The organism is Streptomyces sp. NPDC037100 (assembly GCF_055606225.1).
The window spans coordinates 792,149-818,295 of sequence record NZ_JBVJSX010000001.1 but is presented as its reverse complement, the minus strand read 5'-3'; the positions used below and the strand labels follow the sequence as shown (position 1 = coordinate 818,295).

The following is a 26,147-nucleotide window of genomic DNA, read 5'->3' as shown; positions in this document are numbered from 1 at the left end:
ACGCCGTTCTTGCCGTCGCAACGGCGTGCCGATGCCTGAGGCGTGCGCCCCCTCCGGTTCGACAGCGGACGGCGACGGCGACGGACCGTCCACTCCGCGATTACGTCAAGCCCCGGCGCGGACGCATCCTCGAAGCAGGCGCCGGGCGAAGCAGACATAGGAACTCTCACTGGAGCGACCATGCCGAATGTTTCGCGAACGCGCCTGTTCGCGTACCTGAGCTACGCCGACGCAGCAGGAGGTCTGGAATGGCTGACAGCTCTCGGGTTCGTGATCACGACGCGCCAGGACGGGCCGGACGGGAACGTCGAGCACGCCGAGGTGTGCAAGGACGAGGTCGTGCTGATGGTCTCGACCGCCGAGGAGGGCGCCGCGGCCCTGTCGTCTGCGAGCAGCGGAAGCGGCCTGTATCTGTGCCTTGCCGACGCCTCTGACGTCGATGACTGGTATCACCGCGCCACCGGTGCAGGCGCACGCGCGGTCATTCCGCCTGAGGACACACCTTGGGGCAGCAGACGCGCCCGGGTTCTGGACCCAGAAGGGCACGAGTGGAGTGCTGGTACTTACCAGCCCGGACAGGCCCGGTGACCAACTGCCACCGGCCAGACTCCCCGGCAGCCGCACGCCGTGCGGCTGCCGGGTAACCGCGTGCTGCAGGTGAATACATGAAAGACTCATTGGGCTATGCCCTGCCGGGCGGCCGCCTCCGGCCAGGCCCCGCTGGCTAGGCCCGCCGGGCAAGCCCCGTCGGCCAAGCCCCGCCGGGCAGGGGGCACCTCCAGCAAGCCCCGCCGGGCGAGCCCTCCGGAGCGTGCCCCGCCCGGGACCGCGCAGGCAGGGCGAGTGTGCGAGCCCCGTCCGGGTGACCTCGTCAGCGGACGACGTCGAAGACGTTCTTCTGCAACCCGTTGGCATAGGCCTCGTGCTCGACGAGCCGCAGCTTCTGGGCGTCCTTGTCCGTGGCGCTGAAGAGCCGCTTGCCCGCCCCGAGCAGGAGCGGAAAGACGAGCAGGTGGTAACGGTCGATCAGGCCCGCGTCGGAAAGGGCCTGGTTCAGGGAGGCGCTGCCATGGACGATGATCGGGCCGCCCTCGGTCTCCTTCAGCGCGGCGACGTCGTCGAGCGAGCGCAGGATCGTCGTCTCGCCCCAGTTCGACACCAGGTTTTCCTCGGCGAGGGTCGTGGAGACGACGTACTTCGGCATCACCTTGTAGTCCGCGAAATCCTCCATGTCGGGCCACACCGGACTGAACGCCTCGTAGCTGGTGCGGCCCATCATCATCGCCGTGGCCTCCTTCTGTTCCCGCCCCTTGATCTCGAACGCCTCGGGAAGGAACTCGGTGTACTTGAAGGTCCAGCCGGAGTTCCGGTAACCGGGCTCGCCGCCCGGGGCCTCCACGACGCCGTCGAGCGAGATGAAAGCCGTGCTGATCAACGTACGCATCGTGGGTTCCTCGGTATCTCGTGTCGGGTTCTGGTCTTCTGACTGCGGAACACGGAGAAACTCATCGGCCGTCTCCCGTCCGGATCGTCTCGTGCCTGGTCGCGGATGTCCTGGATACGGGTTCCGCCGTCCCCGAGCGGGTCCTCACGCCCGCACATCGGCAGTGAAGAAGTCGGTCAGTACGGGAGCGAGGAGCTCGGGCTCGATGCCGTGCTCCTGGCCGGGGAAGACGTGCAGGGAGAAGTTGTCTGCCAGCGCGGCGAGTTCCTGGGCGCCCGCGAGCATGTGCGGTGCGCCGGCGTCTCCGCTGCCGACGAGGACGGGGATCGTCACGGACTGCCAGCGTTCGGCGGGCAGGGGGCGGCCGGACATGGTGTCGCCCATGACCTGACCGTCGTAGGGCAGGGTGCGGGCCGTGGCCTCCATGGCGGCCCAGAACGGGGCCTGCCGCATACCGGCGACCGCCTCCGGCGGCATGCCCACCGCGGCCGTCATGAAGTAGGCCACGGCATCGCCGTACGCGCCCTGCGCTACGAGTTCTTCGAGGTGAGCCACGTAGTCGGTGGGCAGCGGCGGACGGCCGGCATCGGTGATGAAGGGTGGTTCGTACAGGGCCAGCCGTGTCACGGCGCTGCCCCGGGCGGTGGCCTCCAGTGCCAGCACGGCGCCGGAGGACATGCCGAAGACCATGGCCTTGCCGCCCGCGTGCCCGATCAGTGCGTCCAGGTCCTCGACCTCGCGCTGCACGTCGTAGGTCGGAGCGTCCCCGCTGTCACCGCGCCCGCGACGGTCGTACGTGATCACCGTGAAGCGTTCGGCCAGCCGGCCTGCCAGCTCGGCGGAATCACCGCGGGTCATGAACGCACCGCCGACGAGCACCACCGCAGGGCCCGACCCCTGCTGTTCGTAGACGATGACCGTGCCATCGGCCGAGAACACCTTGTCCACAGGAAACCCCACTCGATAGGACACGACACGTGGCGTGTCGTCTGTGTCGCAGAGACTGCCCGCGCGGTCGTGCATCTGTCAACACGCTACGTGTCGTGTCTTGTTACGGTGGTGTCGTGACCAAGCCCCCCAACCCGCAGCGGCGCAGCCAGAAGAGCCATGACGCGATCCTCGCCGCGGCGCTCGATCTGTGTGGCGAAGAGGGCTACGGCCGAGTGACGATCGAAGGCATCGCGGCCCGCGCCGGGGTCAGCAAGAAGACGATCTATCGGTGGTGGCCGTCCAAAGGTGCTGTCGTTCTCGAAGCCCTCCACGAGGCGGCCGACATGGTGGCCCCCCACCCCGACACCGGCGACCTCGCCACCGACATGCGCACACAGCTGGCCGCCGTCATCGGCTTCCTCTCCCCACCGTCGCACGCCCCCCTCGCAGGGCTGATCGCCGACGCTCTCCGTGACCCGGAACTGGCAGGCCATGTGCGTGAGCGCCTGATCCGGCCGCGTATCGAGGAGTTCGAGCAGCGTATGCGGCGTGCTCAAGAACGGGGCCAGCTCGACCCGGACGCGAATCTGGACGTCGCCCTCGATCTGTTCTACGGCCCGCTGTACCACCGCCTGGTCTTCCATCTCGGCCTGCCGGAGCCCGAGTATCTCGACACCTTGATCGACCACGTCATCCGTGCACTCACACCAAGCCGAAGGGGCAGCAGCTAGGCTCGGTCCACAGGTATCTCTGACTCAGTCAAGTATCGGGGGTCGAGGCCCATGACCGTCCAGGACATCCGCTCCTTCGACCGCTTCTACACGAACCTCATCGGCGCCCTCGACTACGGCCGCCGGCTCTACGCCCCCTACACCCTCACCGAGTCCCGCGTCCTCTACGAGCTGGCGCACGCGCCGCGTACGGACGCCGCCGACCTGCGGGCCCAGCTGCACCTGGACGCCGGGTACCTGACCCGCATCCTGAACAGGTTCGAGGAGGACGGGCTGGTCGAGCGCGGCCCGTCCGAGACGGATCCGCGCCGCCGCCGCATCACGCTCACCACGCCCGGCCGGCAGACCGCCGCGCTGCTGGACGAGCGGGCGCGGCAGTCGGTCGGGGCGATGCTGGACACGGTCCGGGCCGAGGACCGGCCGCGGCTGGCGGAGGCCCTGCGGACCGTGAGGACGATCCTGGGCGACAGCCGGGCCCCGCGCGCCGAGGACGTCGTGCTGCGCGAGCCCGCCCCCGGCGACCTCGGCTGGATCGTGCAGCGCAACGCCGCGCTGTACGCGGCCGAGTACGGCTTCGACGCCGACTACGAGGCACTGGTGGCGAGGATCGTCGCCGACTACGGCGAGGATCACGACCCGCGGCTCGAGCGGACCTGGATCGCCGAGCTGGACGGCCGGCCGGTGGGGTGCGTGATGTGTGTACGGGACGACGCGCCCGGCGCCGCCCGGCTCAGGCTCCTGCTCGTCGAGCCGGACGCGCGCGGGCTCGGCATCGGCGACCGCCTGGTCGGCGCGCTCGTGGACTTCGCGCGCGAGGCCGGCTACCGCGAGGTGGTCCTGTGGACCAACGACATCCTCGCCGCGGCCCGCCGCATCTACCGGCGCCACGGTTTCGAGCTGGTCGCGGAGACACCGCACCGCTCCTTCGGCCGGGATCTGACCGGCCAGGACTGGCGGCTGGATCTTGACGCAACACAGGAGCGACGGAGAGGAGTCGAAGGCGGGGGTGCCGGGTAGGGTCCGTCCACATGAAGCTGGCGTTCTCCACCCTCGGTGTCCCCGGCCTGCCCCTGCCCGACGTCCTGCGGCTCGCGACCGCCCACGGCTATCACGGCGTGGAGTTGCGCACCCATCCCGAGGAACCGGTCCACACCGGCCTCGGCCCCGCCGAACGGGCGGACGTCGCGGCCGAGTTCAAGGGAGTGGGCGTAGAGCTCCTGGGCCTGGCGGGCTACGCACGGGTCGCCGCGCCGGGCGACGACGAGCCCGTCCTGGACGAGATCCGCGCCCTCCTCGACCTGGCCCGCGACCTCGGTGCCCCGTACATCCGCGTCTTCCCCGGCGGCGACCTCGACGTCCAGACCCCCGAGGAGGCGGACGCGACGGCCGCCCGGCGCCTGGGCACGGCCGCCGAACACGCCAATGACCTTGGCGTACGCATCCTCCTCGAAACCCACGACTCGCACCGCACCGCCGCCGACGCGATGCGGATCCTCGGCCTCGTCGGCCACCGCCAGGTCGGCGCCCTCTGGGACGTGATGCACACCTGGCTCGGCGGCGAACAGCCCTCCGAGACCTACGCGGCGCTCTCCCCGCACCTCGGCTACGTCCAGGTCAAGGACATCGCCTCCCCCGACGACACGACCCCCCTGCCCCTCGGCGCGGGCGTCCTCCCGCTCGCCGAATGCGTCGAGGTCCTCTCCCGCCACGGCTGGGACGGCTGGCTCTGCTGGGAGTACGAGAAGCGCTGGTACGAGGCGGCGGCACCCCTGCCCGATCTCCTGGAGTCCGGACGCGAGCACCTGAGCAGGCTGCTGAACGAGTCGGCGTGACGCGTCAGCCTCGGCGGCCCTGGCGGCCCCCGGGGCCAGGACCGCGAGCAGGGCGATACACCCGCCGAGCAGCATGACCGCGGACGGCGACGTGCGGTCCAGGGCGACGCCCCCGAGGCGCGCCGGTCGAGATGGTCGCCTGGAAGGAGGCGGTGCACAGGACCGACGCCGCCTCCGGGGCGACCGGTGCCGCCTCCAGCGGGCACCGCGGGGGGCAGACTGGCAGGTCTGTCGACGGCACCCGCGCCGGTCAGGGGCGATGTCGCGTTCCGGCCGAAGGCGTCGGTCAGCGGGCGCCGGGCTTGCCGAACTCCTCGATCAGCACCGGATACTGCTCCTTGCCGTGTCCGGCGGCGACCGCACGATCGGCCATCGCCTTGAGCAGCCTCGGCAGCTCGGCATTGATCCCCGCCGCCTCGCTCTCCTCGACCAAATGCGCCATCGCCCGCACGTCGGTCTCCAGCGCCGACACCTCGGCCGGGAACGAACCCCTGTCGATCTGGGCGGCGTACCCCGGCAGCCATTCGGCGACACCGGCGGCGATCTGTCGCGCGAAGGGCGCGAACGCCGCCGCGTCGACCCCGGCCGTCCTCAGAAGGGCGGTGCCCTGGAGCCAGGCGTTCAGCACGCTCCACATCATGGCCAGGCCGGCCACGTCGTACAGCGACGCCAGACCGTGGTCCGCACCGAGGTAGGTGACGGTGCCGAGCGCGCCGAGTGCCGGCTCGTACGCGTCGAAGTGCGAGCGCGTCCCGCTCTGCAGGATCACCGCGTCCGGGGTACCGATGGTCGAGGGGATGGCCATGATGGCCCCGTCCAAGTAGTGGGCGCCTCGCGCTTCGGCCCACCGGGCTGTCTCCCGGGCCTGGCCCGAGTCGCCCGAGGTCAGGTTGATCAGGGTCGTGCCGTCCAGCTTCACATCGGCTGCGCCGAGTGCCTCGTGCACGGCTCGGTAGTCGGTGACGCAGATGACCGTCAGGGAACCGGCCCGGACCGCGTCGCCGACGGTCGGCGCCGATCGCGCGCCCTCGCCCACCAGCCGGTCGGCCTTGCCGGCCGTACGGTTCCACACGGTCGTGGGGTGCCCTGCCTTGAGGAACGCCCCGGCGAGTGCCTGGCCCATCAGGCCGAGCCCGAGGACAGTCACGGGTGTTGCGGTTTCGTTGTTCATGGCAGCATCGTCAACGTTGATACCGGTGTGAAGGTCAAGCGAGGTTGTCGATGCGGATCGGGGAACTGAGCCGACGGACGGGCGTCAACGCCCATCAGCTGCGCTACTACGAGGCCCAGGGTCTGCTGGAACCGGCCCGCGGGGCGAACGGCTATCGCGAGTACGACGAGAGTGCCCTGCTGCGCGTGAAACAGATCCGCCACCTGCTCGGAGCCGGCCTCTCCTCGGAGGACATCGCATACCTGCTGCCCTGCGCGACCGGGGAGGCCCCGACGCTGGTCGGATGTCCCGAGTTGCTGGCCGCGATGCGGTCACGGCTGCGGCGGCTGGACGACCGGCTGGCGAGCCTCGCGCAGTCCCGTGACGCCCTCGCCGACTACATCGAGGCGGCCGAGCGCATGGGCGGCGAGGGCTATTCGCCGCTCGGCCTCGCGCTGTCTTCCTAGGCCCCTATGTGCCCGTCCTTCACGGCGGCGACGAACACCGCCCAGCCGCTCCGCGAGAAGGCCAGGGCGGGTCCGTGGGCAGTCTTGCTGTCCCGCACGGGGACGTCGGGGCGGCCGGGGGCGACTTCGAGGCACTCGCCTTGATCGCCGCCGCTGTAGCTGGACTTGTACCAGCCGGTGAGAGCGTTGTGCTCACTGTCGATCATGCGTATGTTCCTCCGCTGCCGCCCTGACGAGGGCCAGTGACTCCTGCTGCGACAACGCGTCGCTCAGCGCCAGAGCGTAGGCGGTCTGACAGGCACTCACCAGAGCCGGATCGTCCATCAAGTTGCCGGTCTGAAAGCCCTCGACGTAGGCCACCGGGGCCGAGTCCTCGAAGGTCATGAGTGTGAGCAGACTCTGCATGAGTGCGTGCGCCCCCACGCCGTAGGAAAGGACGTGCAGGCGCAGCCGTCCCGACTCGGCCATGTCAGCGACCTTGTGCAACTGCTCTGCCATGACCCGCGGTCCGCCGACGCGACGGTGGAGGACCGCCTCGTCGAGCAGCGTCCAGACGACGGGCTGAGTTGGGCCGTCGAGGATTCGGCGGCGTTGCGTTCGAATGACAACGAGCTCGTCAAGTTCCTCGGGCGTGTGGTTGGGACGGTAGGCCCCGAACAGGGCGCGTGCGTAGTCGTCGGTCTGAAGCACTCCGGGAACCAGAGAGAGTGCGAACTGCTGGATCTGGGTAGCCAGTTGCTCCAGCTCGGCCACCGCCGCGAAATGGTCGGTGTAGCGCGACTCCAGATCCTCCAACCACCGCGCGAAGAACCCGTCCGTCCCCAGCGCCCGGTCGATCCGCCGCGCGTCATCCGGCTTGGGGAGGCGTCTGCCTGCCTCGAAGTGACTGATCAGCGTGGGCGAGCACACCACCTGTTCGCCCAGCTCCTCCTGGGTGAGGCGGGCGGCGGTCCGCCTCAGGCGCAGCTCCTCTCCGTACTTCTGACGCGGTGTTCGAAGCATGCGGCGTTCGTCCATCGGCCAACTCCTCTTCTTGACAAGCGCGATGTCAAGCTCCACCCCCTGGCAGCGTAGCGAGCGCCGACCCCACTCTGTGAGTGATCCGGAACAGAACGCAGTCACCGCAGGTGAGAAGGCAGGTAGACAGACGTGGTAGACCTCATCGCCCGGCTCCTGGAACCGTTTCTCCGTTCCCTCTTCCCTCCCCGGGGGAGGCGACGGCGATCGGCGGCACCGGCACCACCCCCGCGCCCGTACGTGTGCCCGGCGCCCTGCTGTCGTCCCGGCGAGCGTCCGCTGCGGGGAGAGGACAACCGGCTGGTGCGCCCCTATCTGATGGCGGAGGCGGGCGCATGACCGGCGGGGAGCGAGGCCGTGCTGTGGCCGGGCGGTTGTTGCCGTGGGCCAGTGTCGAAGGCAGGCCGTGCTACCTCGTGAGCGACGGAACCGGCTATGTCGCGCGGCTCGCCGACGAGATCGAGGACGTGCAGATCGACATGGCGGACGCCCTGCTCGGGCATGCCGGCGAACTCCTCGCGGAGCGCCGGGTGACGAGCGGGGAACTGCACTACCTGGCTCGGCGGCTCAGCGAGTCCCTGCGGGACGTCAAAAGGGTCGCGGAGAGCAGGGGGGCGCGGCTCGCCCGGGCGCCCCGGTCGTGACGGCGAGGGGACGGTGTCAGTGCTGCTCGGTGCGGCGGGCGTAGGCCCGGGCCGCGCGGGCGCGGTCGCCGCAGCGGGTGGAGCACCAGTGGCGGCGGCCGTGGCGGAGCAGGTAGCGGTTGCAGGGCGGGGAGCCGCAGGCGGTCAGGCGCTCGGCCTCGGGGGAGGTGAGCAGGTCGGCGGCGTCCGCGGCGAGGGTCGCCAGGGCGAGGTCGACGATCGCGGTGGTGGGGTGCGGGGCGGTGCGGTAGGGGCCGGTCTTGTCGTCCCACCGCAGCAGCGGGGCCGTCGGGACCCTGGTCATCGCGTCGTTCACGGCGTTCAAGGCCGCGGGCAGGGCGGGCACGCCGTCGACGCGGGCGGCGAACAGCGATCTGATCTGTTCGCGCAGCGACCGCAGTTGGGCCGCGCACATCTCCCGCATGCCGGCGTCGACCGGGGCGAGGTCGCGCTGGGTCAGCCACTGGTTCGCCTGCGCGGGGGTGCCCAGGAGGTCGAGCGTACGCCCGCCGGGGAGGGCGATCGCGGTGTTGGCGAGGGCGAGGGAGGGGTGCTCCTCCTCGCCCTGGGCGGGCGGCGGGGCGGGCTGTTCGGTCACGGGCTCCTCCATATTTCTCATGGTACGGGTTGCCCGCATCCGTGAGAAGCGGCTACGGTCATCTCACGGTTCGCTCGTGTCTATCCGTGAGGTGCTGCATGTCTTCTGTTCCCGTGACCACCGACTTCCCCGTCCGTGCCCTCGGCGGCCCGACCGCCCTGTTCGAGTACGGCGGCCTGCGCTTCCTGACCGACCCGACCTTCGACGCCCCCGGCGACTACGGCCGGCCCGGGGGTCCGCTCCTGACCAAGACCGCGCCCGCCGCCGCCACGCCCGCCGACCTCGGCGGCGTCGACGTGGTCCTGCTCTCCCACGACGAGCACCCCGACAACCTCGACACCTCCGGCCGGGCCCTGCTCCCGGGCATACCCCTGACCCTGACCACGCCCGGCGGCGGCGAGCGCCTGCGCGAGAGCCTGGGGGACAAGGTCAGGGGCCTGGCCGACTGGGAGTCCGTCGAGCTGGACCGGCCCGGCGGCGGCACGGTCACCGTGACCGGCGTCCCGGCCCTGCACGGGCCCGGCCCGCGCGAGCAGGTCGAGGCGTTCACCGGCCAGGTCGTCGGCTTCGTCCTGACCGGAGAGGGCCTGCCCACCGTCTACGTCAGCGGCGACAACGCCTCACTCGACGCGGTCCGCGAGATCGCCGGCCGTTTCGCCCCCGTCGACACCGCCGTGCTCTTCGCCGGTGCTCCCCGCTTCCCCGTCCTCTTCGACAACCAGGTCATCGTCCTGGACAGTGCCATGGCCGCGGAGGCCACCCGGATCCTCGGTGCCCGCCGCGTCGTCCCCGTCCACTACGACAGCTGGGCGCACTTCACCGAAGGGGGCGACGAGCTGGCAGCCGCCTTCACCGCCGCCGGACTCGCCGACCGCCTGGACTGGGGCAAGGGAGCCTGACCCGCCGTCACTTCCTCCAGAGCAGGTGATGAACCACCCCGCTCGGGCTGGGCACCACATCGCAGTGGAAGCGGTCGAGCAGTTCCTCGGGCGACTCCCACAGTCGTGAGCCGGACCCGAGCACCACGCCGGGCGAGACCGTCACGTGCAGCGTGTCGACCAGGTCGGCGTCCAGGAACTCCCGGATGACCGTCGCCCCGCCGCCGAGCCGTACGTCCTTGCCCCCGGCCGCCTTGCGCGCCTGGGCGAGGACCTCGGCCGGATCCCCGCCGACGAAGTGGAACGTCGTGTCGGAGAGGGTGAACGAGGGGCGCTCGTAGTGGGTCATCACGAACACCGGCGTATGGAAGGGAGGTTCGTCGCCCCACCAGCCCTGCCACTCGTAGTTCTCCCACGGGCCGCGCTGCGGGCTGAACTTGTTGCGGCCCATGATCTCGGCGCCGATGTTGTGGTGGAAGTCGCGCACCAGGTAGTCGTCGAGGCCGCGGCTCCCGCCCGGGGCGGTGCGGTTGGGCCAGCTGGCCGTGGCCCCGGCCCAGGCGAACATCGTGCCGGGGTCGGCGTGGCCGAACGGCCTCTCAAGGCTCTGGCCCTCACCGGCACCGAATCCGTCACTCGAGACGTTGAAGTTCTGTACGCGCAGCAGCTGGGTCACGGCGCTCCTCCTGTGGTCGACGCAAGAAAGACCGCCCGGCCCGGCGAAACTCATCGGCGCGGGCCCGGCGCATCAAGGGCTCCGGCTTCACCCGGCCTGCGCCACCACGTGCTCGATCACCTGCTGGAAGTCCTCACTCGGCGAGAACTCCACCAGCTCGCTGTCCTCCAGCGCTACCGGCACATGGCCAGGGCCCCAGTAGTACGCCTGCCCCGCCTCGTACTCCTCCTCGCCCGTGGCCGTGCGCATCCTGATCCGGCCCTTGAGCAGGTAGCCCCAGTGCGGGCACTGGCGGGCGTCGTCGGGCAGGCCCTTGAGGGCCGGGCCCATGTCCGTGCCCCGGGGGAGGGAGATGTAGCCCACCGACAGGCCGCCGCCGATCGGCATCATGCGCAGTTCCACGCCGTCGCCTTCGAGCGCGACGGGCACGTCGTTCCGGGTCGCCGCCGTCATGGTTCCTCCGCTCCGGCCCGCCAAGGCCACGAACGCCCCACAGGAAACCCCCGTACCTCCAGCCTGGCCCGCCGGGCCGCGCCCCGCGACATCACGATCCGGTCAAGAGGTACCGCCGGGGGCTTGCTTCAGCCGCGTGTAATCGATTCCATGCTCCCGTCGATGTAATCGATTCCACGAGCACTCACCCCGTGCTCCCCGACTGATCCACAAGGAGGTGGAGCGGCGGTGGCCAGCATCAAGGACGTCGCTGCCGAGGCCGGCGTATCCGTCGCCACGGTCTCGCGCGTCCTGAACGACCACCCGTCGGTCAGCGCCGATGCACGCACCCGCGTGCTGGCCGCCGTCGAGACCCTGGGCTACCGCCCGAACGCCGTCGCCCGCTCCCTGCGCACCGACCAGACCCACACCCTCGGCCTGGTCATCAGCGACGTGATGAACCCCTACTTCACCGAGCTGGCACGCTCCGTCGAGGAGGAGGCCCGCGCGCTGGGCTACAGCGTCATCATCGGCAACGCCGACGAGCGGCCGGACCTCCAGGACCACCACGTACGCAACCTCCTGGACCGCCGCATCGACGGACTGCTCGTCTCCCCCACGGACGGCGGCTCGCCGCTGATGCTGGACGCCGTGCGGGCCGGGACGCCCATGGTCTTCGTGGACCGGTGGATCCCGGGCGTGGACGTGCCGGTGGTGCGGGCGGACGGGCGGAGCGCCGTGCGGGACCTCGTGGCGCATCTGTACGGGCTCGGGCACCGCAGGCTCGCCATCATCGCGGGCCCGGCGGCGACCACCACCGGCCGCGAGCGCGTCGAGGTCTTCCGGGAGGCGCTCGGCGAATACGGCCTCGAACTGCCCGACGCCTACACAGGGCAGGGCGACTTCCAGGCCGAGAGCGGCCGGCTGGTCACCGAGGGCTTCCTCGACCTGGCCGAGCCGCCCGAGGTCGTCTTCGCGGCCGACAACCTGATGGCGCTCGGCGCGCTGGACGCCGTACGCGCGCGTGGCCTGCGCGTCCCCGACGACCTCGCGCTGGCCGCGTTCGACGACATCCGGTGGTTCGTGCACACCGATCCGCCGATCACCGCGATCGCCCAGCCCACGGGCGAGCTGGGCCGGGCCGCCGTACGGGCCCTGGTCGACCGCATCGAGGGCCGGCCCGGCGAGTCCGTCACCCTCCCCGCCCGGCTCGTCGTACGCCGCTCGTGCGGCGAGAATCCCACCCCAGTGCAAAGGAGCACGACGTGAGCAACGCGGACGAGTTGCTGCGCATCGAGGGCATACGCAAGACCTTCCCGGGCGTGGTCGCGCTGGACGGCGTCGACTTCGACCTGCGCCGGGGCGAGGTGCACGTCCTGCTCGGTGAGAACGGTGCCGGCAAGAGCACCCTCATCAAGATGCTCTCCGGCGCCTACACCCCCGATGCCGGACGGATCCTGGTCGGCGGTGAGGAGACCCGCATCCAGGGTGCGCAGGACTCCGAACGGCTCGGGATCGCCACCATCTACCAGGAGTTCAACCTGGTACCCGATCTCACGGTCGCGGAGAACATCTTCCTCGGGCGCCAGCCGCGCCGGTTCGGGATGATCGACCGGGGGCGGATGGAGGCCGACGCCGAGGCCCTGCTGAAGCGGGTCGGGGTGGACGTCTCGCCCCGCGCCCGGGTCCGCGAACTCGGCATCGCCCGTCTGCAGATGGTCGAGATCGCCAAGGCGCTCAGCCTGAACGCCCGCGTGCTGATCATGGACGAGCCGACCGCGGTGCTCACCTCCGAGGAGGTCGACAAGCTCTTCGCGATCGTGCGCGCGCTGCGCGAGGACGGCGTCGGGATCGTCTTCATCACGCACCACCTGGAGGAGATCGCCGCCCTCGGGGACCGGGTGACCGTCATCCGCGACGGGAAGAGCGTCGGGCAGGTCCCCGCCTCCACCCCCGAGGACGAGCTCGTCCGGCTCATGGTCGGCCGCTCCATCGAGCAGCAGTACCCGCGCGAGCGGGCCGACCGCGGCGCCGCCCTGCTGTCCGTCGAGGGGCTTACCCGCGACGGCGTCTTCCACGACGTCGGCTTCGAGGTGCACGCCGGTGAGGTCGTCGGCATCGCCGGGCTGGTCGGCGCCGGCCGTACGGAAGTCGTCCGGGCGGTGTTCGGAGCCGACTCGTACGACAGGGGCACGGTGAAGGTCTCCGGCGCCCCGATCGCCAAGTACGACGTCAACGCGGCCATGACCGCCGGCATCGGGCTCGTTCCCGAGGACCGCAAGGGCCAGGGCCTGGTGCTGGACGCCTCCGTCGAGGAGAACCTCGGCCTGGTGACCCTGCGGTCGGCCACCCGCGGCGGGCTCGTCGACCTCAAGGGGCAGCGCGAGGCCGCCGAGCGGATCGCGAAGCAGCTCGGCGTGCGGATGGCCGGACTCGGCCAGCACGTCCGCACCCTCTCCGGCGGCAACCAGCAGAAGGTCGTCATCGGCAAGTGGCTGCTCGCCGACACCAAGGTGCTGATCCTCGACGAGCCGACGCGCGGCATCGACGTCGGCGCCAAGGTCGAGATCTACCAGCTCGTCAACGAACTCACCGCCGCCGGCGCGGCCGTCCTGATGATCTCCAGCGACCTTCCCGAGGTGCTCGGCATGAGCGACCGGGTGCTGGTGATGGCGCAGGGCCGGATCGCCGGTGAACTCTCCGCCGACGAGGCGACCCAGGACGCCGTGATGGCACTCGCCGTCAGCACCCCGACCACCACGACCACGATCACGACCGGAACGGAGGCCTCCCGTGGCCACTGACACGCTCAAGAGCACAACGGGCGCGGGTGACGCCTCGGGGGGCCTGCGCCGCCTCCTGCTCGACAACGGCGCGCTCACCGCGCTCATCGTCCTCGTCATCGCGATGTCGGCGCTGTCCGGCGACTTCCTGACGACGGACAACCTCCTCAACGTCGGTGTGCAGGCGGCCGTGACCGCCATCCTCGCCTTCGGTGTGACGTTCGTGATCGTCTCCGCGGGCATCGACCTGTCCGTCGGCTCGGTCGCGGCGCTGTCCGCCACGGTCCTCGCCTGGAGCGCCACCTCGGCGGGCGTCCCGGTCCTCCTCGCCGTGCTCCTCGCCATAGCGACGGGCATCGTCTGCGGCCTGGTCAACGGCATCCTGATCTCCTACGGCAAGCTCCCGCCGTTCATCGCCACGCTGGCCATGCTGTCGGTGGCGCGCGGCCTGTCGCTGGTGATCTCCGAGGGCTCCCCGATCGCCTTCCCCGACTCCGTCTCCCACCTCGGGGACACCCTCGGCGGCTGGCTGCCGGTGCCGGTCCTGGTGATGGTCGTCATGGGCCTGATCGCGGCCTTCGTGCTCGGCCGGACCTACATCGGCCGCTCCATGTACGCGATCGGCGGCAACGAGGAGGCCGCGCGACTGTCCGGCCTGCGCGTGAAGCAGCAGAAGCTCGCCATCTACGCCTTCTCCGGCGTGTTCGCCGCCGTCGCCGGTGTCGTCCTCGCCGCCCGGCTGTCCTCCGCGCAGCCCCAGGCCGCCGACGGCTACGAGCTGGACGCGATCGCCGCCGTCGTCATCGGCGGCGCCTCCCTCGCGGGCGGCACCGGCAAGGCCTCCGGCACGCTCATCGGCGCCCTGATCCTGGCCGTGCTGCGCAACGGGCTGAACCTGCTGAACGTCTCGGCGTTCTGGCAGCAGGTCGTCATCGGTGTCGTCATCGCACTCGCGGTGCTGTTCGACACGCTGCGGCGCAAGGCGGGGGCGACCCCGGTGGCCGGTGCCTCTCCAGGAGGCAAGGGCAAGCAGGCGGCGACCTACGGGCTCGCGGCCGTGGTCACCGTCGCGATCGTCGGCGCCACGTCCTTCCTGCACAACGGCGCCGCCTCCGCGGACAAGCCCAAGATGGGCCTGTCGCTGTCGACCCTCAACAACCCCTTCTTCGTGCAGATCCGGGCGGGCGCCCAGGCCGAGGCGAAGAAGCTGGGCATCGACCTGACCGTCACGGACGCCCAGAACGACGCCTCCCAGCAGGCCAACCAGCTGCAGAACTTCACCAGTTCGAACCTGGGCGCGATCATCGTCAACCCGGTGGACTCCGACGCGGCGAGCAACTCCGTCAAGGCCGCCGACCAGGCGAAGATCCCGGTCATCGCGGTGGACCGGACCGTCAACAAGGCCGCGGTGGACACCCTGGTCGCCTCCGACAACGTCGCCGGCGGTGAACTCGCCGCCAAGACCATCGCCGACAAGCTGGGCGGCAAGGGCAAGATCGTGATCCTCCAGGGCCAGGCGGGCACCTCCGCCGCCCGTGAGCGCGCCCAGGGCTTCGCGAACGGCCTCAAGGCCTTCCCCGGCATCCAGGTCGTCGCCCAGCAGCCCGCCGACTTCGACCGCACCAAGGGCCTCGACGTCATGTCGAACCTGCTCCAGGCCCACCCGGACGTCCAGGGCGTCATCGCCGCCAACGACGAGATGGCGCTCGGCGCGATCAAGGCCCTGGGCTCCAAGGCCGGCAAGTCGGTCTCGGTCGTGGGCTTCGACGGCACGCCGGACGGACTGAAGGCGGTCGAGGGCGGCACGCTGTACGCGTCCGTGGCGCAGCAGCCGTCCCAGCTGGGGAAGATCGCCGTGCACAACGCCCTGAAGGCGCTGCAGGGCAAGGACGTCGAGGAGACGGTCAAGGTGCCGGTGAAGGTGGTCACCAAGGAGAACGTGGCCGGCTTCAGCGGCTGACGGTCGGGGAACGGCCGGGCGGTTGTCCACAGCGTGTGGTGACCACCCGGCCATGTCACTCACGTGGGGAGCAACTCATGTACGACTACGACCTCCTGGTCGTGGGGTCGGCCAACGCCGACCTGGTGATCGGAGTGGAGCGCCGGCCCGGTGCCGGCGAGACCGTGCTCGGCTCCGACCTGGCCGTCCACCCGGGCGGCAAGGGCGCGAACCAGGCGGTCGCAGCCGCCCGGCTCGGCGCCCGCACGGCACTGCTCGCCCGGGTCGGCGACGACGCGCACGGCCGGCTGCTGCTGGACTCGCAGCGCGAGGCGGGCGTCGACACGGTGGGAGTCCTGGTGGGCGGGGCGCCGACCGGCGTCGCACTGATCACGGTCGACCCGTCGGGGGACAACAGCATCGTCGTCTCGCCGGGCGCCAACGGCCGTCTCACACCGGAGGACGTCAGGGCCGCCGGGTGCCTCTTCCAGGGCTCCAAGGTGGTGTCGGCGCAGCTGGAGATCCCGTTGGAGACGGTGGTGGAGGCCGTACGGAACCTGGCGCCCGAGAGCCGTTTCGTGCTGAACCCCTCGCCGCCACGCCCCCTTCCGCAGGAGGTGCTGGCGGCCTGCGACCCGCTGATCGTGAACGAGCACGAGGCGAAGGTGATCCTGGGAGACTCCGCCGTGGGGGACACCCCCGAGGACTGGGCGCGGATCCTGATCGCCAAGGGCCCGAGGTCGGTGGTGGTGACGCTGGGCGGACAGGGCGCGCTGGTGGCGTCGTCGGAGGGTGTCGCGCGTGTGCCGGCCGTGAAGGTGGACGCGGTGGACACGACGGGAGCGGGCGACTCCTTCACCGCGGCGCTGGCCTGCCGGCTGGGCGCGGGCGAGTCGCTGGTGGAGGCGGCGTCGTACGCGGCGCGGGTGGGTGCCGTCACCGTGACGAAGGAGGGCGCGCAGGCGTCCTTCCCGACGGCGGCGGAGGTCGCCGGTTCATGAAGAAGGCCGGAATTCTGAACCGTCACCTCGCCGGAGCGCTGGCCGAGCTGGGTCACGGCGACGGGGTGCTGGTGTGCGACGCGGGCATGCCGATCCCCGACGGCCCCCGGGTGGTGGACCTGGCCTTCCGGGCGGGCGTGCCGTCGTTCGCCGAGGTACTGGAGGGTCTGCTGGCCGAGCTGGTGGTCGAGGGGGCGACGGCGGCGCAGGAGCTGCGGGAAGCCAACCCGGAGGCGTCGTCGCTGCTGGAAGGCCACTTCCCGGGGCTTGACCTCGTGTCGCACGAACGGCTCAAGGAGCTGTCGGCCGGGGCGAGGCTGGTCGTCCGCACGGGCGAGGCACGGCCGTACGCGAACGTCCTGCTGAGGTGCGGGGTCTTCTTCTGACATCCGCGAAGGGGCGCAGGAGGCTCTGAACGGTTTCGAGGGGGCCCGGTCCGTCGACCGGGCCCCCTCGGCTTTTCCCCTCCCGTCAGGAACCCCCACGATCCCCCCAGATCCCGCCCCCGAGGGTCCTGACACCAAGTACGACCCGCAAAGCGCGAGAAGGGTTGCACGGCGGAGTAAGAAATTCTTGCCGGTCTCTTGGGGAACTCTCCCGCTCCGCGGCGGCGTACGCTGAATTTATGGCGCTTCTTCGGGCCAATAGGGGGCATAAGGGACAGGGGTCGTCGGGTGAGCGGAGCTCCCCTGTGTTCGTCGACTCCTCCGGTCGGCGTGCGCGGTATCTGCGACGCACCGGCTACGGGCTGGCCACCGCCGCCGCCACGTACATGGCGGTACTGGGCCTGAGCCTGATGGGAGCAACTCCCTTCGCCCCAGGGGCCATCCTGCCCGGCGACATCGCGGCGCCCGCCGCACCGGGACCTCATACCCCCGGCCCGACGCCCCGGGCACCCGGCGAGCTTCCCGCGTCGGACCGCTTGGGCCCCGGCGCCCCGAGCACCCTGCTCATTCCGCAATCCACCGAGCCCGGCGCTCCCGTCGCTCCGCCCCGGGAGCCCGGGGACCCATCGGTCGGCTCATCGGCACCTCCTGACACACCGGAACCACAAGCACCGACTTCCTCACCGGCGCAGCCCGGGGACACCGGTGATCCGGCTGCTCCCGCCCCCGCCCCCGGCGCGGGCACCACCCCCGCCTCGCCTCCACCCGCTCCGCCGACCACCGCCCCACCGGCCCCCGAGTCCCCTGCGCAAACGCCGCCGCCCGACTCCCAGCCCCCTGCCCCGGCCCCCGGTCCCGTGGCGCCGTCCGGCTCCACCGCCACCCTCTTGCCCTCGGGTCCCTCGGCGGCCGAGGCCCCCTGATGCGACGGCGCCCTCACCGGCCACCCGGCCGCCCACCGAGGCCGCCCGGTCCCCGGCGGAGGCGAGCGTCCCTGCCGCCGCGGCACCGGTTTCGCATCGTCGTTCCCGTCGTCCTGCTGGCCTTCGTCGCCTCGGTCCTCCTGATCGAGGGGTACACCACGCGGGGCTTCGCCGGTGACCAGGAAGGACGCGGCGGGCGCCCCTCCACCGGCGTCCCTCACGAGATCGCCGGCGGTGGCCCGGTCGTCGACACGACCGAGGACCGCCTGCGGACCTATCGCGCACCGGCCAAGACCGTCGTGCTGACCTTCGACGACGGCCCCGACCCCACGTGGACGCCCCGCGTACTGGCCGTTCTCGACCACTTCGAAACGCCCGGCACCTTCTTCGTCACCGGGCAACAGACCGTCCGGCACCCGGAAGTTCTGCGTCGTGTGACCCGTTCCGGTCACGAGGTCGGTGTGCACACCTTCTCCCACCCGGACCTGGCCACCCAGTCCCCGAGCGCCGTCGACCGTGAGCTCGCGCTGACCCAACTCGCCCTCGCCGGGGCCGGGGGCATCAACACGTCGCTGATGCGGATGCCCTACTCCTCGACCACCTCGGCCCTCGACACCCGGGCGTGGACCGTGACCCGGCGTCTGGGTGAGCAGGGTTACGTCCTGGCATTCATCGACCACGACACCGAGGACTGGCGGCGGCCGGGCGCCCGGGCCATCGCCGAGGCGGCCATGCCCGACGCGCCGGCCGGCGGGGTCGTCCTCCTGCACGACGCGGGAGGAGACAGATCACAGACCGTCGAAGCCCTCGAGACTCTGATTCCCCGGCTGAAGGCCCAGGGGTATCGCTTCACCACCCTCGCCGACCTCGTCGGCACCGACAGTCTCACCAGCCCCGTCGGCACCGCGGAGTTGTGGCAGGGCCGCATCTTCGTGGCCGCCGTCACCGTGTCGGGGGCAGCGGTGTCGGCCGTCAGCGTGCTGCTGCTGGTGGTCGGTTCGCTCGTCCTGGCACGGTGTGTGCTCCTGCTCGTGCTGGCCCGCCATCACGCCCGTCGGTACCGGCGCCGGCCCACCGGCGCTCACGGACCCGTCACCCGGCCCGTCAGCGTCGTCATACCCGCCTACGACGAGAAGCTGTGCATTCCCAACACGCTCCGTTCGCTCGCCGCGAGCGACCACCCCGTCGAGATCATCGTCGTGGACGACGGTTCACGCGACGGCACCGCCGACCTCGCACAGTCCCTCGCCCTGGAGAACGTCACCGTCGTCCGGCAGCCCAACGGCGGCAAACCGTCCGCCCTCAACAACGGTGTCCTGCGGGCCTCGCACGACCTCGTCGTCATGCTGGACGCCGACACCGTCTTCGCCCCCTCGACCGTCGGCCGCCTCGTCCAGCCGTTCGCGGACCCCCGCGTCGGCGCCGTCGCGGGCAACGCCAAGGTCGGCAACCGTCGGCGTCTGCTCGGCCGCTGGCAGCACATCGAGTACGTCATGGGCTTCAACCTCGACCGCCGCATGTACGACCTGCTGCACTGCCTGCCCACCATTCCCGGTGCCGTGGGGGCATTCCGCGTCGAGGCTCTGCGGGACGCCGGGATGATGAGTGCGGACACCCTCGCCGAGGACACCGACATCACCATGGCCCTGCACCGGGCCGGGTGGGAGATCCGCTACGCGCCGGACGCCCTCGCCTGGACCGAGGCACCGGCCTCGCTGCGACAACTGTGGCGCCAGCGCTACCGATGGAGCTACGGCACCATGCAGGCCGCGTGGAAGCACCGGCACGCGCTGGTCGAGCGTGGCCCCGCGGGCCGCTTCGGCCGCCTGGGGCTGCCCCTGCTGGCCGTCTTCCAGATCCTCACCCCGCTGCTCGCCCCGCTGATCGACATCATGGCCCTGTACGGCCTGGTGTTCGGGAACCCGCTCACCACGGTGCTGGCCTGGAGCGGCGTGCTGGCTGTGCAGGCCGTCAGCGCCGCGTACGCCTTCCACCTCGACGGCGAACGACTCCGGCCCCTGTGGGCGCTCCCGCTCCAGCAGGTCGTCTACCGCCAGGTGATGTACCTGGTCCTCGTCCAGTCCTGCCTGACCGCGATCAACGGCTACCGACTGCCCTGGCAGCGGCTCAACCGCAGCGGCGACGTGATGCTGCCGCCTCAGCCCTCCACCGGCCGGCCGTGACCCGGCCCCGAGGGCGGGCGGTGCGGACACCTCGTGGGCCGGATGGCTCACGAGGTTCACCGAGGTCAGCGAGGTCACCGACACGCTCTGACGCCGCCCTCGCCGACGCCCGCTCGCTCCCAGCGCATCGCACGATCGGGTGAGTTGGGCCGCCCTCGGGGCCGTCAGCCTTTCTCCCGGGTGCTTCTGCGCACAGGGTGTGATCATGAAAACTTCTCGACTGCACTCCGTGCACCGTTCGCTCGCTCACTCGGCCGGCGCGACCGTCATCGTCCTCGCAGCAGCCCTGACGTCCGCCGCCCCCGTCGCGGCCCACACCGCCGCGCCGGCCGACCGCGACCAGGGCCAGAGCTCTTCGTGCCAGAGCACCCGCGTGCAGAGGCAGGGCCTCGACGACATCGTCTGGAGTGCGCTGCTCGGGCCCCAGGGCCGGCGGTCCCAGGAGACCAGGTGCGACGGGGGCACGGCGACGGCCGAACAGGAAGAGACCAGAGGCGTCATGGGGCCCGTGCCGGCCTCCTGACCTCCTGACGCGCTGTGCAGCCGAGTGGTGCGGGCGCCGCCCAGCGCCCCTGCCGGGCGGTTTCGGGTACAGGAGGGAGCCCAGGGCTCCCTCCTGCACCGGTCTCCGCATCGGCCTTCCCGACGCGGGGAGACGCCGTAGGCGGGGGAAAGGACCCGGCGAGCCGCCGGTCGGTACGACCCGGAGAGCCGCCACCGGTACGACCTGGCGAGCCGCCACCGGTACGACCTGGCGAGCCGCCACCGGTACGACCTGGCGAGCCCCCACCGGTACGACCCGGCGAGCCGCCGGACGTCGCCGTACCCGTACGTCACCGAGAGCGCACCGGGAGCCTGCGGTCACCAAGAGCCGCGTCGGGAGTCTGCGGTCACCGAGAGCGCACCGGGAGTCTGCCCGCCGAGCACCGGCGCGGCGACCGGTGCGACGCTCATGATCTGGGACAAGACCGCGAGGTCACCGAGAGCGCACCGGGAGCCTGCGGGTCAGCACGCGCGTGAGAGCGCCGTCGTCCTCGACGATGTCCCGGGTGTGTTCGAACCCGATCCTGCCCAACAGGCGCAGTGACGCCCGGTTCTGCGCGGCCACGGTGGCGTGCACCTCGGTCAGCCCGAGCGCTTCGAAACCGTAACCCACGAGCGCCTCCGCCAGCTCCGTTCCGAGCCCGCTGCCCCAGACCTCAGGGCCCAGGGCATAGACGATCTCGTGACCACCGACCTCTTCGGTCCGCTTGATCTCCGCGTGCCCGACCAGGAGCCCGCCACGCCGGACCGCCCACACGTCGAACAGGTCCCCTGCGTACACCTTGCTGAAGATCCGCCCGAACAGCGCCCGGTCCTCGGCCTCGGCAGCAGGCCCGTCACCCATCCACCGGGACACCCTCGGGTCCTGGAACAGAGCGACGAAGCTCTCCTCGTCGTCCGGGCGGTAGGCGTCGAGCAACAGGCGCGGGGTGCGCAGGGTCGGGGGCATGCCGGGGGACACTACTCAGGGGCATCGCGGGGCGGCAATCGACTTTCGTCCACCCCCCGGGGTCCTTCTGCCCCCGCATGATCAGACCCTTCCCGCCTGACACCGACGCACCACGATGCCGCATGTCCGCAGGGCTTACGGCCGCGTCCTCACCGCCGCAGGCTGTAGCTCACCATCGACGCCCCCACCGCCGCCCCGAACGCCGGCAGCAGGAACTGCGCGAAGGCCTCCCAGCCCCAGGCGATCCCCGCGCACGCCGCCGTGATGTTGATGGCCACGGACATGATCCACAGAGCGACGCTCTGGGCCTGAGGTGACATCGTTCCTCGTCGTCGTTCGCCGTCATTCGGGCCCGGGGAAGGGGACGGCCGAGGCGGAATCAACCCGGTCCCGGACCCGGAAGGGGCGGGAATTCAGGCAGCGATGCCGCATTCGACGGGGGAGGGCCGGGTGTGCTCCCGCTCAACGCGGTGACCCCCGGGGCCACGATCGCGCGGTGCCCGGACAGCGGAGCCGTCACGAGCAGGGCCAACGTGCTGACGGCGCACAGGCCGACGAGAAGGGTGCCCACCGTGTACGCGCGCCCGGGGGTGCTCGGGCCTGGGGGACGCATCGGCATCACGGTCGCTCCGGAATCGAGTCCGCCCCCCTTTATTCATGACCCCCGAATTCTTCCATGTCGCGGAATCACAAAAGGGCAGCCCGGATGCTTGAACTGTAAAGTTTCAGGCTCTCTTGTGGATTCGCCGTGAAAGGTGAGCCTCCGACCGCATACTGATCGGTCGCTTGATGAGGGCCGCTGCGGAGGTCCGGGCCCGCCGCCCTGTCGTACCCGGGCGGTACGGTCGGATCATGACCGATCAGGCGGGGGCCGCCCAGACGGGCGAGCGGCGACTGGCCATACTGGAGGGCGTACTCGAACGCATCACGTACGCCAACGAGGAGAACGGCTACACGGTCGCCCGGGTCGACACCGGCAGAGGAGCCGGTGACCTGCTCACGGTCGTCGGCGCCCTGCTCGGCGCGCAGGTCGGCGAATCCCTGCGCATGGAGGGCCGCTGGGGCTCCCACCCGCAGTACGGAAAGCAATTCCACGTCGAGAACTACACGACCGTTCTGCCGGCCACCGTCCAGGGCATTCGCCGCTACCTCGGCTCCGGCCTGGTCAAGGGCATCGGACCGGTCTTCGCCGACCGCATCACCCAGCACTTCGGCACCGACACCCTCACGATCATCGAGCAGGATCCCAAGCGCCTCATCGAGGTCCCCGGCCTCGGCCCCAAGCGCACGAAGAAGATCGCCGACGCCTGGGAGGAGCAGAAGGCCATCAAGGAGGTCATGCTCTTCCTCCAGACCGTCGAGGTGTCCACCTCCATCGCCGTGCGCATCTACAAGAAGTACGGCGACGCCTCCATCTCGGTCGTGAAGAACCAGCCCTACCGGCTCGCCTCCGACGTCTGGGGCATCGGCTTCCTCACCGCCGACAGGATCGCCCAGTCCGTCGGCATCCCGCACGACAGCCCGGAGCGCGTCAAGGCGGGCCTGCAGTACGCGCTGTCCCAGTCCACCGACCAGGGCCACTGTTTCCTCCCGGAGGAGCAGCTGATCAAGGACGCGGTGAAGCTCCTCCAGGTCGACACGGGCCTGGTCATCGAGTGCCTGGCCGAGCTGTCCGAGCCGCAGGAGGACGGCGAGGACCCCGGCGTCGTACGGGAGAAGGTGCCCGGCCCGGACGGCGGTGAGCCCGTCACCGCGATCTACCTCGTCCCCTTCCACCGCGCCGAACTCTCCCTCTCCGCCCAGCTGCTGCGCCTCCTGCACACCGGCGATGACCGGATGCCGGGCTTCCGGACCGTGGCCTGGGACAAGGCGCTGAGCTGGCTGAAGGGGCGTACGGGCACCGATCTCGCCCCCGAGCAGGAGGCCGCCGTCAGGCTGGCGCTGACCGAGAAGGTCGCCGTCCTCACCGGCGGCCCGGGCTGCGGCAAGTCCTTCACGGTCCGCTCGATCGTGGAGCTGGCCCGCGCCAGGAAGGCCAAGGTCGTGCTCGCCGCCCCCACGGGCCGGGCCGCCAAACGCCTGGCCGAGCTCACCGGCGCCGAGGCCTCCACCGTCCACCGCCTGCTGGAGCTCAAGCCCGGCGGTGACGCGGCCTACGACCGGGACCGGCCGCTGGACGCCGACCTGGTGGTCGTCGACGAGGCGTCCATGCTCGACCTGCTCCTCGCCAACAAGCTCGTCAAGGCCGTCCCGCCGGGGGCGCATCTGCTGTTCGTCGGGGACGTCGACCAGCTGCCCAGCGTGGGCGCGGGCGAGGTCCTGCGGGACCTCCTGGCCGACGGCGGCCCGATCCCCGCGGTCCGCCTCACCCGGGTCTTCCGGCAGGCCCAGCAGTCCGGTGTGGTGACCAACGCGCACCGGATCAACGGCGGCCGACACCCGGTCACGGACGGCATGAAGGACTTCTTCCTCTTCGTCGAGGACGACACCGAGGCCGCCGGCCGGCTCACCGTCGACGTGGCCGCCCGGAGGATTCCGGCCAAGTTCGGCCTGGACCCGCGCCGGGACGTCCAGGTCCTCGCCCCCATGCACCGCGGCCCGGCCGGCGCGGGCACCCTCAACGGCCTGCTCCAGCAGGCCGTCACCCCGGGGCGCCCCGACCTGCCCGAGAAGAGATTCGGCGGACGGGTGTTCCGTGTCGGCGACAAGGTCACCCAGATTCGCAACAATTACGAGAAGGGCAAGAACGGTGTCTTCAACGGCACCGTCGGGGTGGTCACCTCGCTCGACCCGGTCGACCAGCGCCTGACGGTGCTCACGGACGAGGACGAGGAGGTGCCGTACGAGTTCGACGAACTCGACGAGCTGGCCCACGCGTACGCCGTGACGATCCACCGCTCCCAGGGCAGCGAATACCCGGCGGTCGTCATCCCGGTGACCACGGGCGCCTGGATGATGCTCCAGCGGAACCTGCTCTACACGGCGGTCACCCGGGCCAGGCAGCTGGTCGTCCTCGTCGGTTCGCGCAAGGCGATCGGCCAGGCGGTGCGCACCGTTTCGGCAGGCCGGCGGTGCACGGCACTCGACTTCCGGCTCGGTTCAGCAAAAAATGATCGATCAAATGAGTCGTGAAGGTCACAAGACACTTCCGGAAGGGGAACGCAGGGGGCAGGATGAGCGAGTTGACGGCACTCAGTGCCGTCAATAGGCCCGATGGTCGACCCCGAGTGCACTCTCCTGAGCCAAGTGGGGGATGGTAGAGACAGTCAGGGCAACCTCGAAGATGAGGCACAACGTCGGTGAGGGAAGACGTGAGCGACAACTCTGTAGTACTGCGGTACGGCGACGGCGAGTACACCTACCCGGTGATCGACAGCACCGTCGGTGACAAGGGCTTCGACATCGGAAAGCTCCGCGCCCAGACCGGTCTGGTGACGCTGGACAGCGGTTACGGCAACACGGCCGCGTACAAATCCGCCGTCACGTACCTGGACGGCGAAGCGGGCATCCTGCGGTACCGCGGCTACCCGATCGAGCAGCTGGCCGAGCGCTCCACCTTCCTGGAGGTCGCCTACCTGCTGATCAACGGCGAGCTGCCGACCGTCGACGAGCTCTCCGTGTTCAAGAACGACATCACGCAGCACACCCTGCTGCACGAGGACGTCAAGAACTTCTACAAGGGCTTCCCGCGCGACGCCCACCCGATGGCGATGCTCTCCTCGGTCGTCTCGGCGCTGTCCACGTTCTACCAGGACAGCCACAACCCGTTCGACGAGCGCCAGCGCAACCTCTCCACGATCCGCCTGCTCGCCAAGCTCCCGACGATCGCCGCGTACGCGTACAAGAAGTCGATCGGTCACCCGTTCGTCTACCCGCGCAACGACCTCGGCTACGTCGAGAACTTCCTCCGCATGACCTTCTCGGTCCCGGCGCAGGAGTACGAGCTGGACCCGACCGTGGTCTCCGCGCTCGACAAGCTGCTGATCCTGCACGCGGACCACGAGCAGAACTGCTCGACCTCCACGGTCCGCCTCGTCGGCTCCTCGCAGGCGAACATGTTCGCCTCGATCTCCGCCGGCATCAACGCCCTGTGGGGCCCGCTGCACGGCGGCGCCAACCAGTCCGTGCTGGAGATGCTGGAGGGCATCCGCGACTCCGGCGGCGACGTCGACACCTTCATCCGCAAGGTGAAGAACAAGGAGGACGGCGTCCGCCTGATGGGCTTCGGCCACCGGGTCTACAAGAACTTCGACCCGCGCGCCAAGATCATCAAGGCTGCCGCGCACGACGTGCTGTCCGCCCTCGGCAAGTCCGACGAGCTGCTGGACATCGCGCTGAAGCTGGAGGAGCACGCGCTCTCCGACGACTACTTCGTCCAGCGCAGCCTCTACCCGAACGTCGACTTCTACACGGGCCTGATCTACCGGGCCATGGGCTTCCCGACCGAGATGTTCACGGTCCTGTTCGCCCTCGGCCGGCTGCCGGGCTGGATCGCCCAGTGGCACGAGATGATCAAGGAGCCGGGCTCCCGCATCGGCCGCCCGCGCCAGATCTACACGGGCGTGGTCGAGCGCGACTTCGTCCCCGTCGAGGAGCGCTGAGCGCAGTACCGCGTCAGGTCCCCGTATCCGCTTGCCGGGT

Annotated in this window: 26 protein-coding genes; 16 read left to right on the top strand and 10 right to left on the bottom strand. The window is 70.6% G+C overall.

All coding sequences use genetic code 11. The annotated features are described in order from the left end of the window. Positions 1-180 precede the first annotated feature (180 nt). On the top strand, positions 181-588 hold the full coding sequence (locus tag ACZ7EG_RS03730; protein WP_471071719.1) for a VOC family protein: 408 nt from the start codon (positions 181-183) through the stop codon (positions 586-588). A 283-nt stretch (positions 589-871) separates the two neighbouring features. On the opposite strand, the gene ACZ7EG_RS03725 is transcribed toward ACZ7EG_RS03730, so the two are convergent. Both ACZ7EG_RS03725 and ACZ7EG_RS03720 read right to left on the bottom strand, forming a co-directional pair. Continuing rightward, positions 872-1,444: a dihydrofolate reductase family protein gene (locus ACZ7EG_RS03725; RefSeq protein ID WP_471071716.1), complete on the bottom strand. Its 573-nt coding sequence runs from the start codon at positions 1,442-1,444 to the stop codon at positions 872-874. Positions 1,445-1,588: 144 nt separating this feature from the next. Continuing rightward, positions 1,589-2,392: an alpha/beta fold hydrolase gene (locus ACZ7EG_RS03720; RefSeq protein ID WP_471071713.1), complete on the bottom strand. Its 804-nt coding sequence runs from the start codon at positions 2,390-2,392 to the stop codon at positions 1,589-1,591. Between the two features lie 116 nt (positions 2,393-2,508). Between ACZ7EG_RS03720 and ACZ7EG_RS03715 the strand changes: the two genes are divergently transcribed. From ACZ7EG_RS03715 to ACZ7EG_RS03705, 3 genes are read left to right on the top strand one after another with little or no spacing between them, the layout of a single operon-like run. Continuing rightward, positions 2,509-3,105 (top strand): TetR/AcrR family transcriptional regulator, encoded by a 597-nt coding sequence (locus ACZ7EG_RS03715; protein ID WP_471071710.1) that lies wholly within the window; start codon positions 2,509-2,511, stop codon positions 3,103-3,105. 51 nt (positions 3,106-3,156) lie between these two features. After that, positions 3,157-4,122: a bifunctional helix-turn-helix transcriptional regulator/GNAT family N-acetyltransferase gene (locus tag ACZ7EG_RS03710; RefSeq protein ID WP_471071707.1), complete on the top strand. Its 966-nt coding sequence runs from the start codon at positions 3,157-3,159 to the stop codon at positions 4,120-4,122. Positions 4,123-4,133: 11 nt separating this feature from the next. Continuing rightward, positions 4,134-4,937: a sugar phosphate isomerase/epimerase family protein gene (locus ACZ7EG_RS03705; protein WP_471071704.1), complete on the top strand. Its 804-nt coding sequence runs from the start codon at positions 4,134-4,136 to the stop codon at positions 4,935-4,937. 286 nt (positions 4,938-5,223) lie between these two features. Here ACZ7EG_RS03705 and ACZ7EG_RS03700 read toward each other — a convergent pair whose 3' ends face one another. After that, positions 5,224-6,108 (bottom strand): NAD(P)-dependent oxidoreductase, encoded by an 885-nt coding sequence (locus ACZ7EG_RS03700; protein ID WP_471071701.1) that lies wholly within the window; start codon positions 6,106-6,108, stop codon positions 5,224-5,226. Between the two features lie 50 nt (positions 6,109-6,158). On the opposite strand from ACZ7EG_RS03700, the gene ACZ7EG_RS03695 reads away from it, so the two are divergent. Then, the gene (locus ACZ7EG_RS03695) at positions 6,159-6,554 is read left to right on the top strand and encodes a MerR family transcriptional regulator (RefSeq protein WP_471071697.1); all 396 of its coding nucleotides are present in this window, start codon (positions 6,159-6,161) and stop codon (positions 6,552-6,554) included. Here ACZ7EG_RS03695 and ACZ7EG_RS03690 read toward each other — a convergent pair. Then, the gene (locus tag ACZ7EG_RS03690; protein ID WP_471071694.1) at positions 6,551-6,760 is read right to left on the bottom strand and encodes a DUF397 domain-containing protein; all 210 of its coding nucleotides are present in this window, start codon (positions 6,758-6,760) and stop codon (positions 6,551-6,553) included. The two genes, ACZ7EG_RS03695 and ACZ7EG_RS03690, sit on opposite strands and share 4 nt — an antisense overlap. Next, a complete protein-coding gene (locus ACZ7EG_RS03685; protein WP_471071691.1) occupies positions 6,747-7,571 on the bottom strand; it encodes a helix-turn-helix domain-containing protein in 825 nt (274 codons plus the stop codon). Before ACZ7EG_RS03685 ends, ACZ7EG_RS03690 begins: the two co-directional genes overlap by 14 nt. A 416-nt stretch (positions 7,572-7,987) precedes the next feature. On the opposite strand from ACZ7EG_RS03685, the gene ACZ7EG_RS03680 reads away from it, so the two are divergent. Beyond that, complete coding sequence (locus tag ACZ7EG_RS03680) at positions 7,988-8,215, top strand: hypothetical protein (RefSeq protein ID WP_471071688.1); 228 nt, start codon at positions 7,988-7,990, stop codon at positions 8,213-8,215. Between the two features lie 16 nt (positions 8,216-8,231). Here ACZ7EG_RS03680 and ACZ7EG_RS03675 read toward each other — a convergent pair whose 3' ends face one another. Further along, entirely contained in the window at positions 8,232-8,825 is a 594-nt protein-coding gene (locus tag ACZ7EG_RS03675) for a CGNR zinc finger domain-containing protein (RefSeq protein WP_471071685.1), read from the bottom strand. Positions 8,826-8,911: 86 nt separating this feature from the next. Here ACZ7EG_RS03675 and ACZ7EG_RS03670 point away from each other — a divergent pair, with 86 nt between their 5' ends. Then, a complete protein-coding gene (locus ACZ7EG_RS03670; RefSeq protein ID WP_471071681.1) occupies positions 8,912-9,712 on the top strand; it encodes an MBL fold metallo-hydrolase in 801 nt (266 codons plus the stop codon). A 7-nt stretch (positions 9,713-9,719) separates the two neighbouring features. Here the strand turns inward: ACZ7EG_RS03670 and ACZ7EG_RS03665 are convergent, their stop codons facing one another. Together ACZ7EG_RS03665 and ACZ7EG_RS03660 are read right to left on the bottom strand one after the other, a co-directional pair. Beyond that, positions 9,720-10,367, bottom strand: a complete 648-nt coding sequence (locus ACZ7EG_RS03665) for a dihydrofolate reductase family protein (protein WP_471071678.1) — start codon at positions 10,365-10,367, stop codon at positions 9,720-9,722. Positions 10,368-10,454: 87 nt separating this feature from the next. After that, a complete protein-coding gene (locus ACZ7EG_RS03660) occupies positions 10,455-10,820 on the bottom strand; it encodes a cupin domain-containing protein (RefSeq protein ID WP_471071675.1) in 366 nt (121 codons plus the stop codon). 228 nt (positions 10,821-11,048) lie between these two features. Here ACZ7EG_RS03660 and ACZ7EG_RS03655 point away from each other — a divergent pair, with 228 nt between their 5' ends. The 7 genes from ACZ7EG_RS03655 to ACZ7EG_RS03625 all read left to right on the top strand — a co-directional run bounded on the left by ACZ7EG_RS03655 (position 11,049) and on the right by ACZ7EG_RS03625 (position 20,537). Next, a complete protein-coding gene (locus ACZ7EG_RS03655; RefSeq protein ID WP_471071672.1) occupies positions 11,049-12,068 on the top strand; it encodes a LacI family DNA-binding transcriptional regulator in 1,020 nt (339 codons plus the stop codon). Then, positions 12,065-13,603, top strand: coding sequence for a sugar ABC transporter ATP-binding protein (locus ACZ7EG_RS03650; RefSeq protein WP_471071669.1), 1,539 nt, complete (start codon positions 12,065-12,067; stop codon positions 13,601-13,603). Before ACZ7EG_RS03655 ends, ACZ7EG_RS03650 begins: the two co-directional genes overlap by 4 nt. Beyond that, positions 13,593-15,542: an ABC transporter permease/substrate-binding protein gene (locus ACZ7EG_RS03645; protein WP_471071666.1), complete on the top strand. Its 1,950-nt coding sequence runs from the start codon at positions 13,593-13,595 to the stop codon at positions 15,540-15,542. Before ACZ7EG_RS03650 ends, ACZ7EG_RS03645 begins: the two co-directional genes overlap by 11 nt. A gap of 77 nt (positions 15,543-15,619) precedes the next feature. Beyond that, on the top strand, positions 15,620-16,522 hold the full coding sequence (locus ACZ7EG_RS03640) for a ribokinase (RefSeq protein ID WP_471071663.1): 903 nt from the start codon (positions 15,620-15,622) through the stop codon (positions 16,520-16,522). Then, entirely contained in the window at positions 16,519-16,908 is a 390-nt protein-coding gene (rbsD, locus tag ACZ7EG_RS03635) for a D-ribose pyranase (RefSeq protein WP_471071660.1), read from the top strand. Before ACZ7EG_RS03640 ends, rbsD begins: the two co-directional genes overlap by 4 nt. A 922-nt stretch (positions 16,909-17,830) precedes the next feature. Beyond that, positions 17,831-20,014, top strand: coding sequence for a bifunctional polysaccharide deacetylase/glycosyltransferase family 2 protein (locus tag ACZ7EG_RS03630; protein ID WP_471071657.1), 2,184 nt, complete (start codon positions 17,831-17,833; stop codon positions 20,012-20,014). Positions 20,015-20,219: 205 nt separating this feature from the next. Continuing rightward, on the top strand, positions 20,220-20,537 hold the full coding sequence (locus ACZ7EG_RS03625) for a hypothetical protein (protein WP_471071654.1): 318 nt from the start codon (positions 20,220-20,222) through the stop codon (positions 20,535-20,537). 453 nt (positions 20,538-20,990) lie between these two features. Here the strand turns inward: ACZ7EG_RS03625 and ACZ7EG_RS03620 are convergent, their stop codons facing one another. Next, on the bottom strand, positions 20,991-21,506 hold the full coding sequence (locus ACZ7EG_RS03620; protein WP_471071651.1) for a GNAT family N-acetyltransferase: 516 nt from the start codon (positions 21,504-21,506) through the stop codon (positions 20,991-20,993). Between the two features lie 149 nt (positions 21,507-21,655). Then, positions 21,656-21,826 carry a hypothetical protein gene (locus ACZ7EG_RS03615; RefSeq protein WP_471071648.1) on the bottom strand — a complete coding sequence of 57 codons (171 nt, stop codon included), beginning with the start codon at positions 21,824-21,826 and terminating at the stop codon, positions 21,656-21,658. Positions 21,827-22,358: 532 nt separating this feature from the next. Between ACZ7EG_RS03615 and recD2 the strand changes: the two genes are divergently transcribed. Together recD2 and ACZ7EG_RS03605 are read left to right on the top strand one after the other, a co-directional pair. Further along, positions 22,359-24,638 carry an SF1B family DNA helicase RecD2 gene (gene recD2 / locus ACZ7EG_RS03610; RefSeq protein WP_471071645.1) on the top strand — a complete coding sequence of 760 codons (2,280 nt, stop codon included), beginning with the start codon at positions 22,359-22,361 and terminating at the stop codon, positions 24,636-24,638. A 179-nt stretch (positions 24,639-24,817) separates the two neighbouring features. Continuing rightward, on the top strand, positions 24,818-26,107 hold the full coding sequence (locus ACZ7EG_RS03605; RefSeq protein ID WP_471071642.1) for a citrate synthase: 1,290 nt from the start codon (positions 24,818-24,820) through the stop codon (positions 26,105-26,107). The last annotated feature ends 40 nt before the right edge of the window (positions 26,108-26,147 follow it).

Coding starts and splice junctions, on each gene's coding strand:
- ACZ7EG_RS03685 (WP_471071691.1), bottom strand. CDS start 7,571: ATGGACGAACGCCGCATGCTTCGAACACCGCGTCAGAAGTACGGAGAG.
- ACZ7EG_RS03700 (WP_471071701.1), bottom strand. CDS start 6,108: ATGAACAACGAAACCGCAACACCCGTGACTGTCCTCGGGCTCGGCCTG.
- ACZ7EG_RS03695 (WP_471071697.1), top strand. CDS start 6,159: ATGCGGATCGGGGAACTGAGCCGACGGACGGGCGTCAACGCCCATCAG.
- ACZ7EG_RS03660 (WP_471071675.1), bottom strand. CDS start 10,820: ATGACGGCGGCGACCCGGAACGACGTGCCCGTCGCGCTCGAAGGCGAC.
- ACZ7EG_RS03640 (WP_471071663.1), top strand. CDS start 15,620: ATGTACGACTACGACCTCCTGGTCGTGGGGTCGGCCAACGCCGACCTG.
- recD2 (WP_471071645.1), top strand. CDS start 22,359: ATGACCGATCAGGCGGGGGCCGCCCAGACGGGCGAGCGGCGACTGGCC.
- ACZ7EG_RS03710 (WP_471071707.1), top strand. CDS start 3,157: ATGACCGTCCAGGACATCCGCTCCTTCGACCGCTTCTACACGAACCTC.
- ACZ7EG_RS03675 (WP_471071685.1), bottom strand. CDS start 8,825: ATGGAGGAGCCCGTGACCGAACAGCCCGCCCCGCCGCCCGCCCAGGGC.
- ACZ7EG_RS03730 (WP_471071719.1), top strand. CDS start 181: ATGCCGAATGTTTCGCGAACGCGCCTGTTCGCGTACCTGAGCTACGCC.
- ACZ7EG_RS03630 (WP_471071657.1), top strand. CDS start 17,831: ATGCGACGGCGCCCTCACCGGCCACCCGGCCGCCCACCGAGGCCGCCC.
- ACZ7EG_RS03625 (WP_471071654.1), top strand. CDS start 20,220: ATGAAAACTTCTCGACTGCACTCCGTGCACCGTTCGCTCGCTCACTCG.
- ACZ7EG_RS03725 (WP_471071716.1), bottom strand. CDS start 1,444: ATGCGTACGTTGATCAGCACGGCTTTCATCTCGCTCGACGGCGTCGTG.
- rbsD (WP_471071660.1), top strand. CDS start 16,519: ATGAAGAAGGCCGGAATTCTGAACCGTCACCTCGCCGGAGCGCTGGCC.
- ACZ7EG_RS03620 (WP_471071651.1), bottom strand. CDS start 21,506: ATGCCCCCGACCCTGCGCACCCCGCGCCTGTTGCTCGACGCCTACCGC.
- ACZ7EG_RS03670 (WP_471071681.1), top strand. CDS start 8,912: ATGTCTTCTGTTCCCGTGACCACCGACTTCCCCGTCCGTGCCCTCGGC.
- ACZ7EG_RS03690 (WP_471071694.1), bottom strand. CDS start 6,760: ATGATCGACAGTGAGCACAACGCTCTCACCGGCTGGTACAAGTCCAGC.
- ACZ7EG_RS03705 (WP_471071704.1), top strand. CDS start 4,134: ATGAAGCTGGCGTTCTCCACCCTCGGTGTCCCCGGCCTGCCCCTGCCC.
- ACZ7EG_RS03615 (WP_471071648.1), bottom strand. CDS start 21,826: ATGTCACCTCAGGCCCAGAGCGTCGCTCTGTGGATCATGTCCGTGGCC.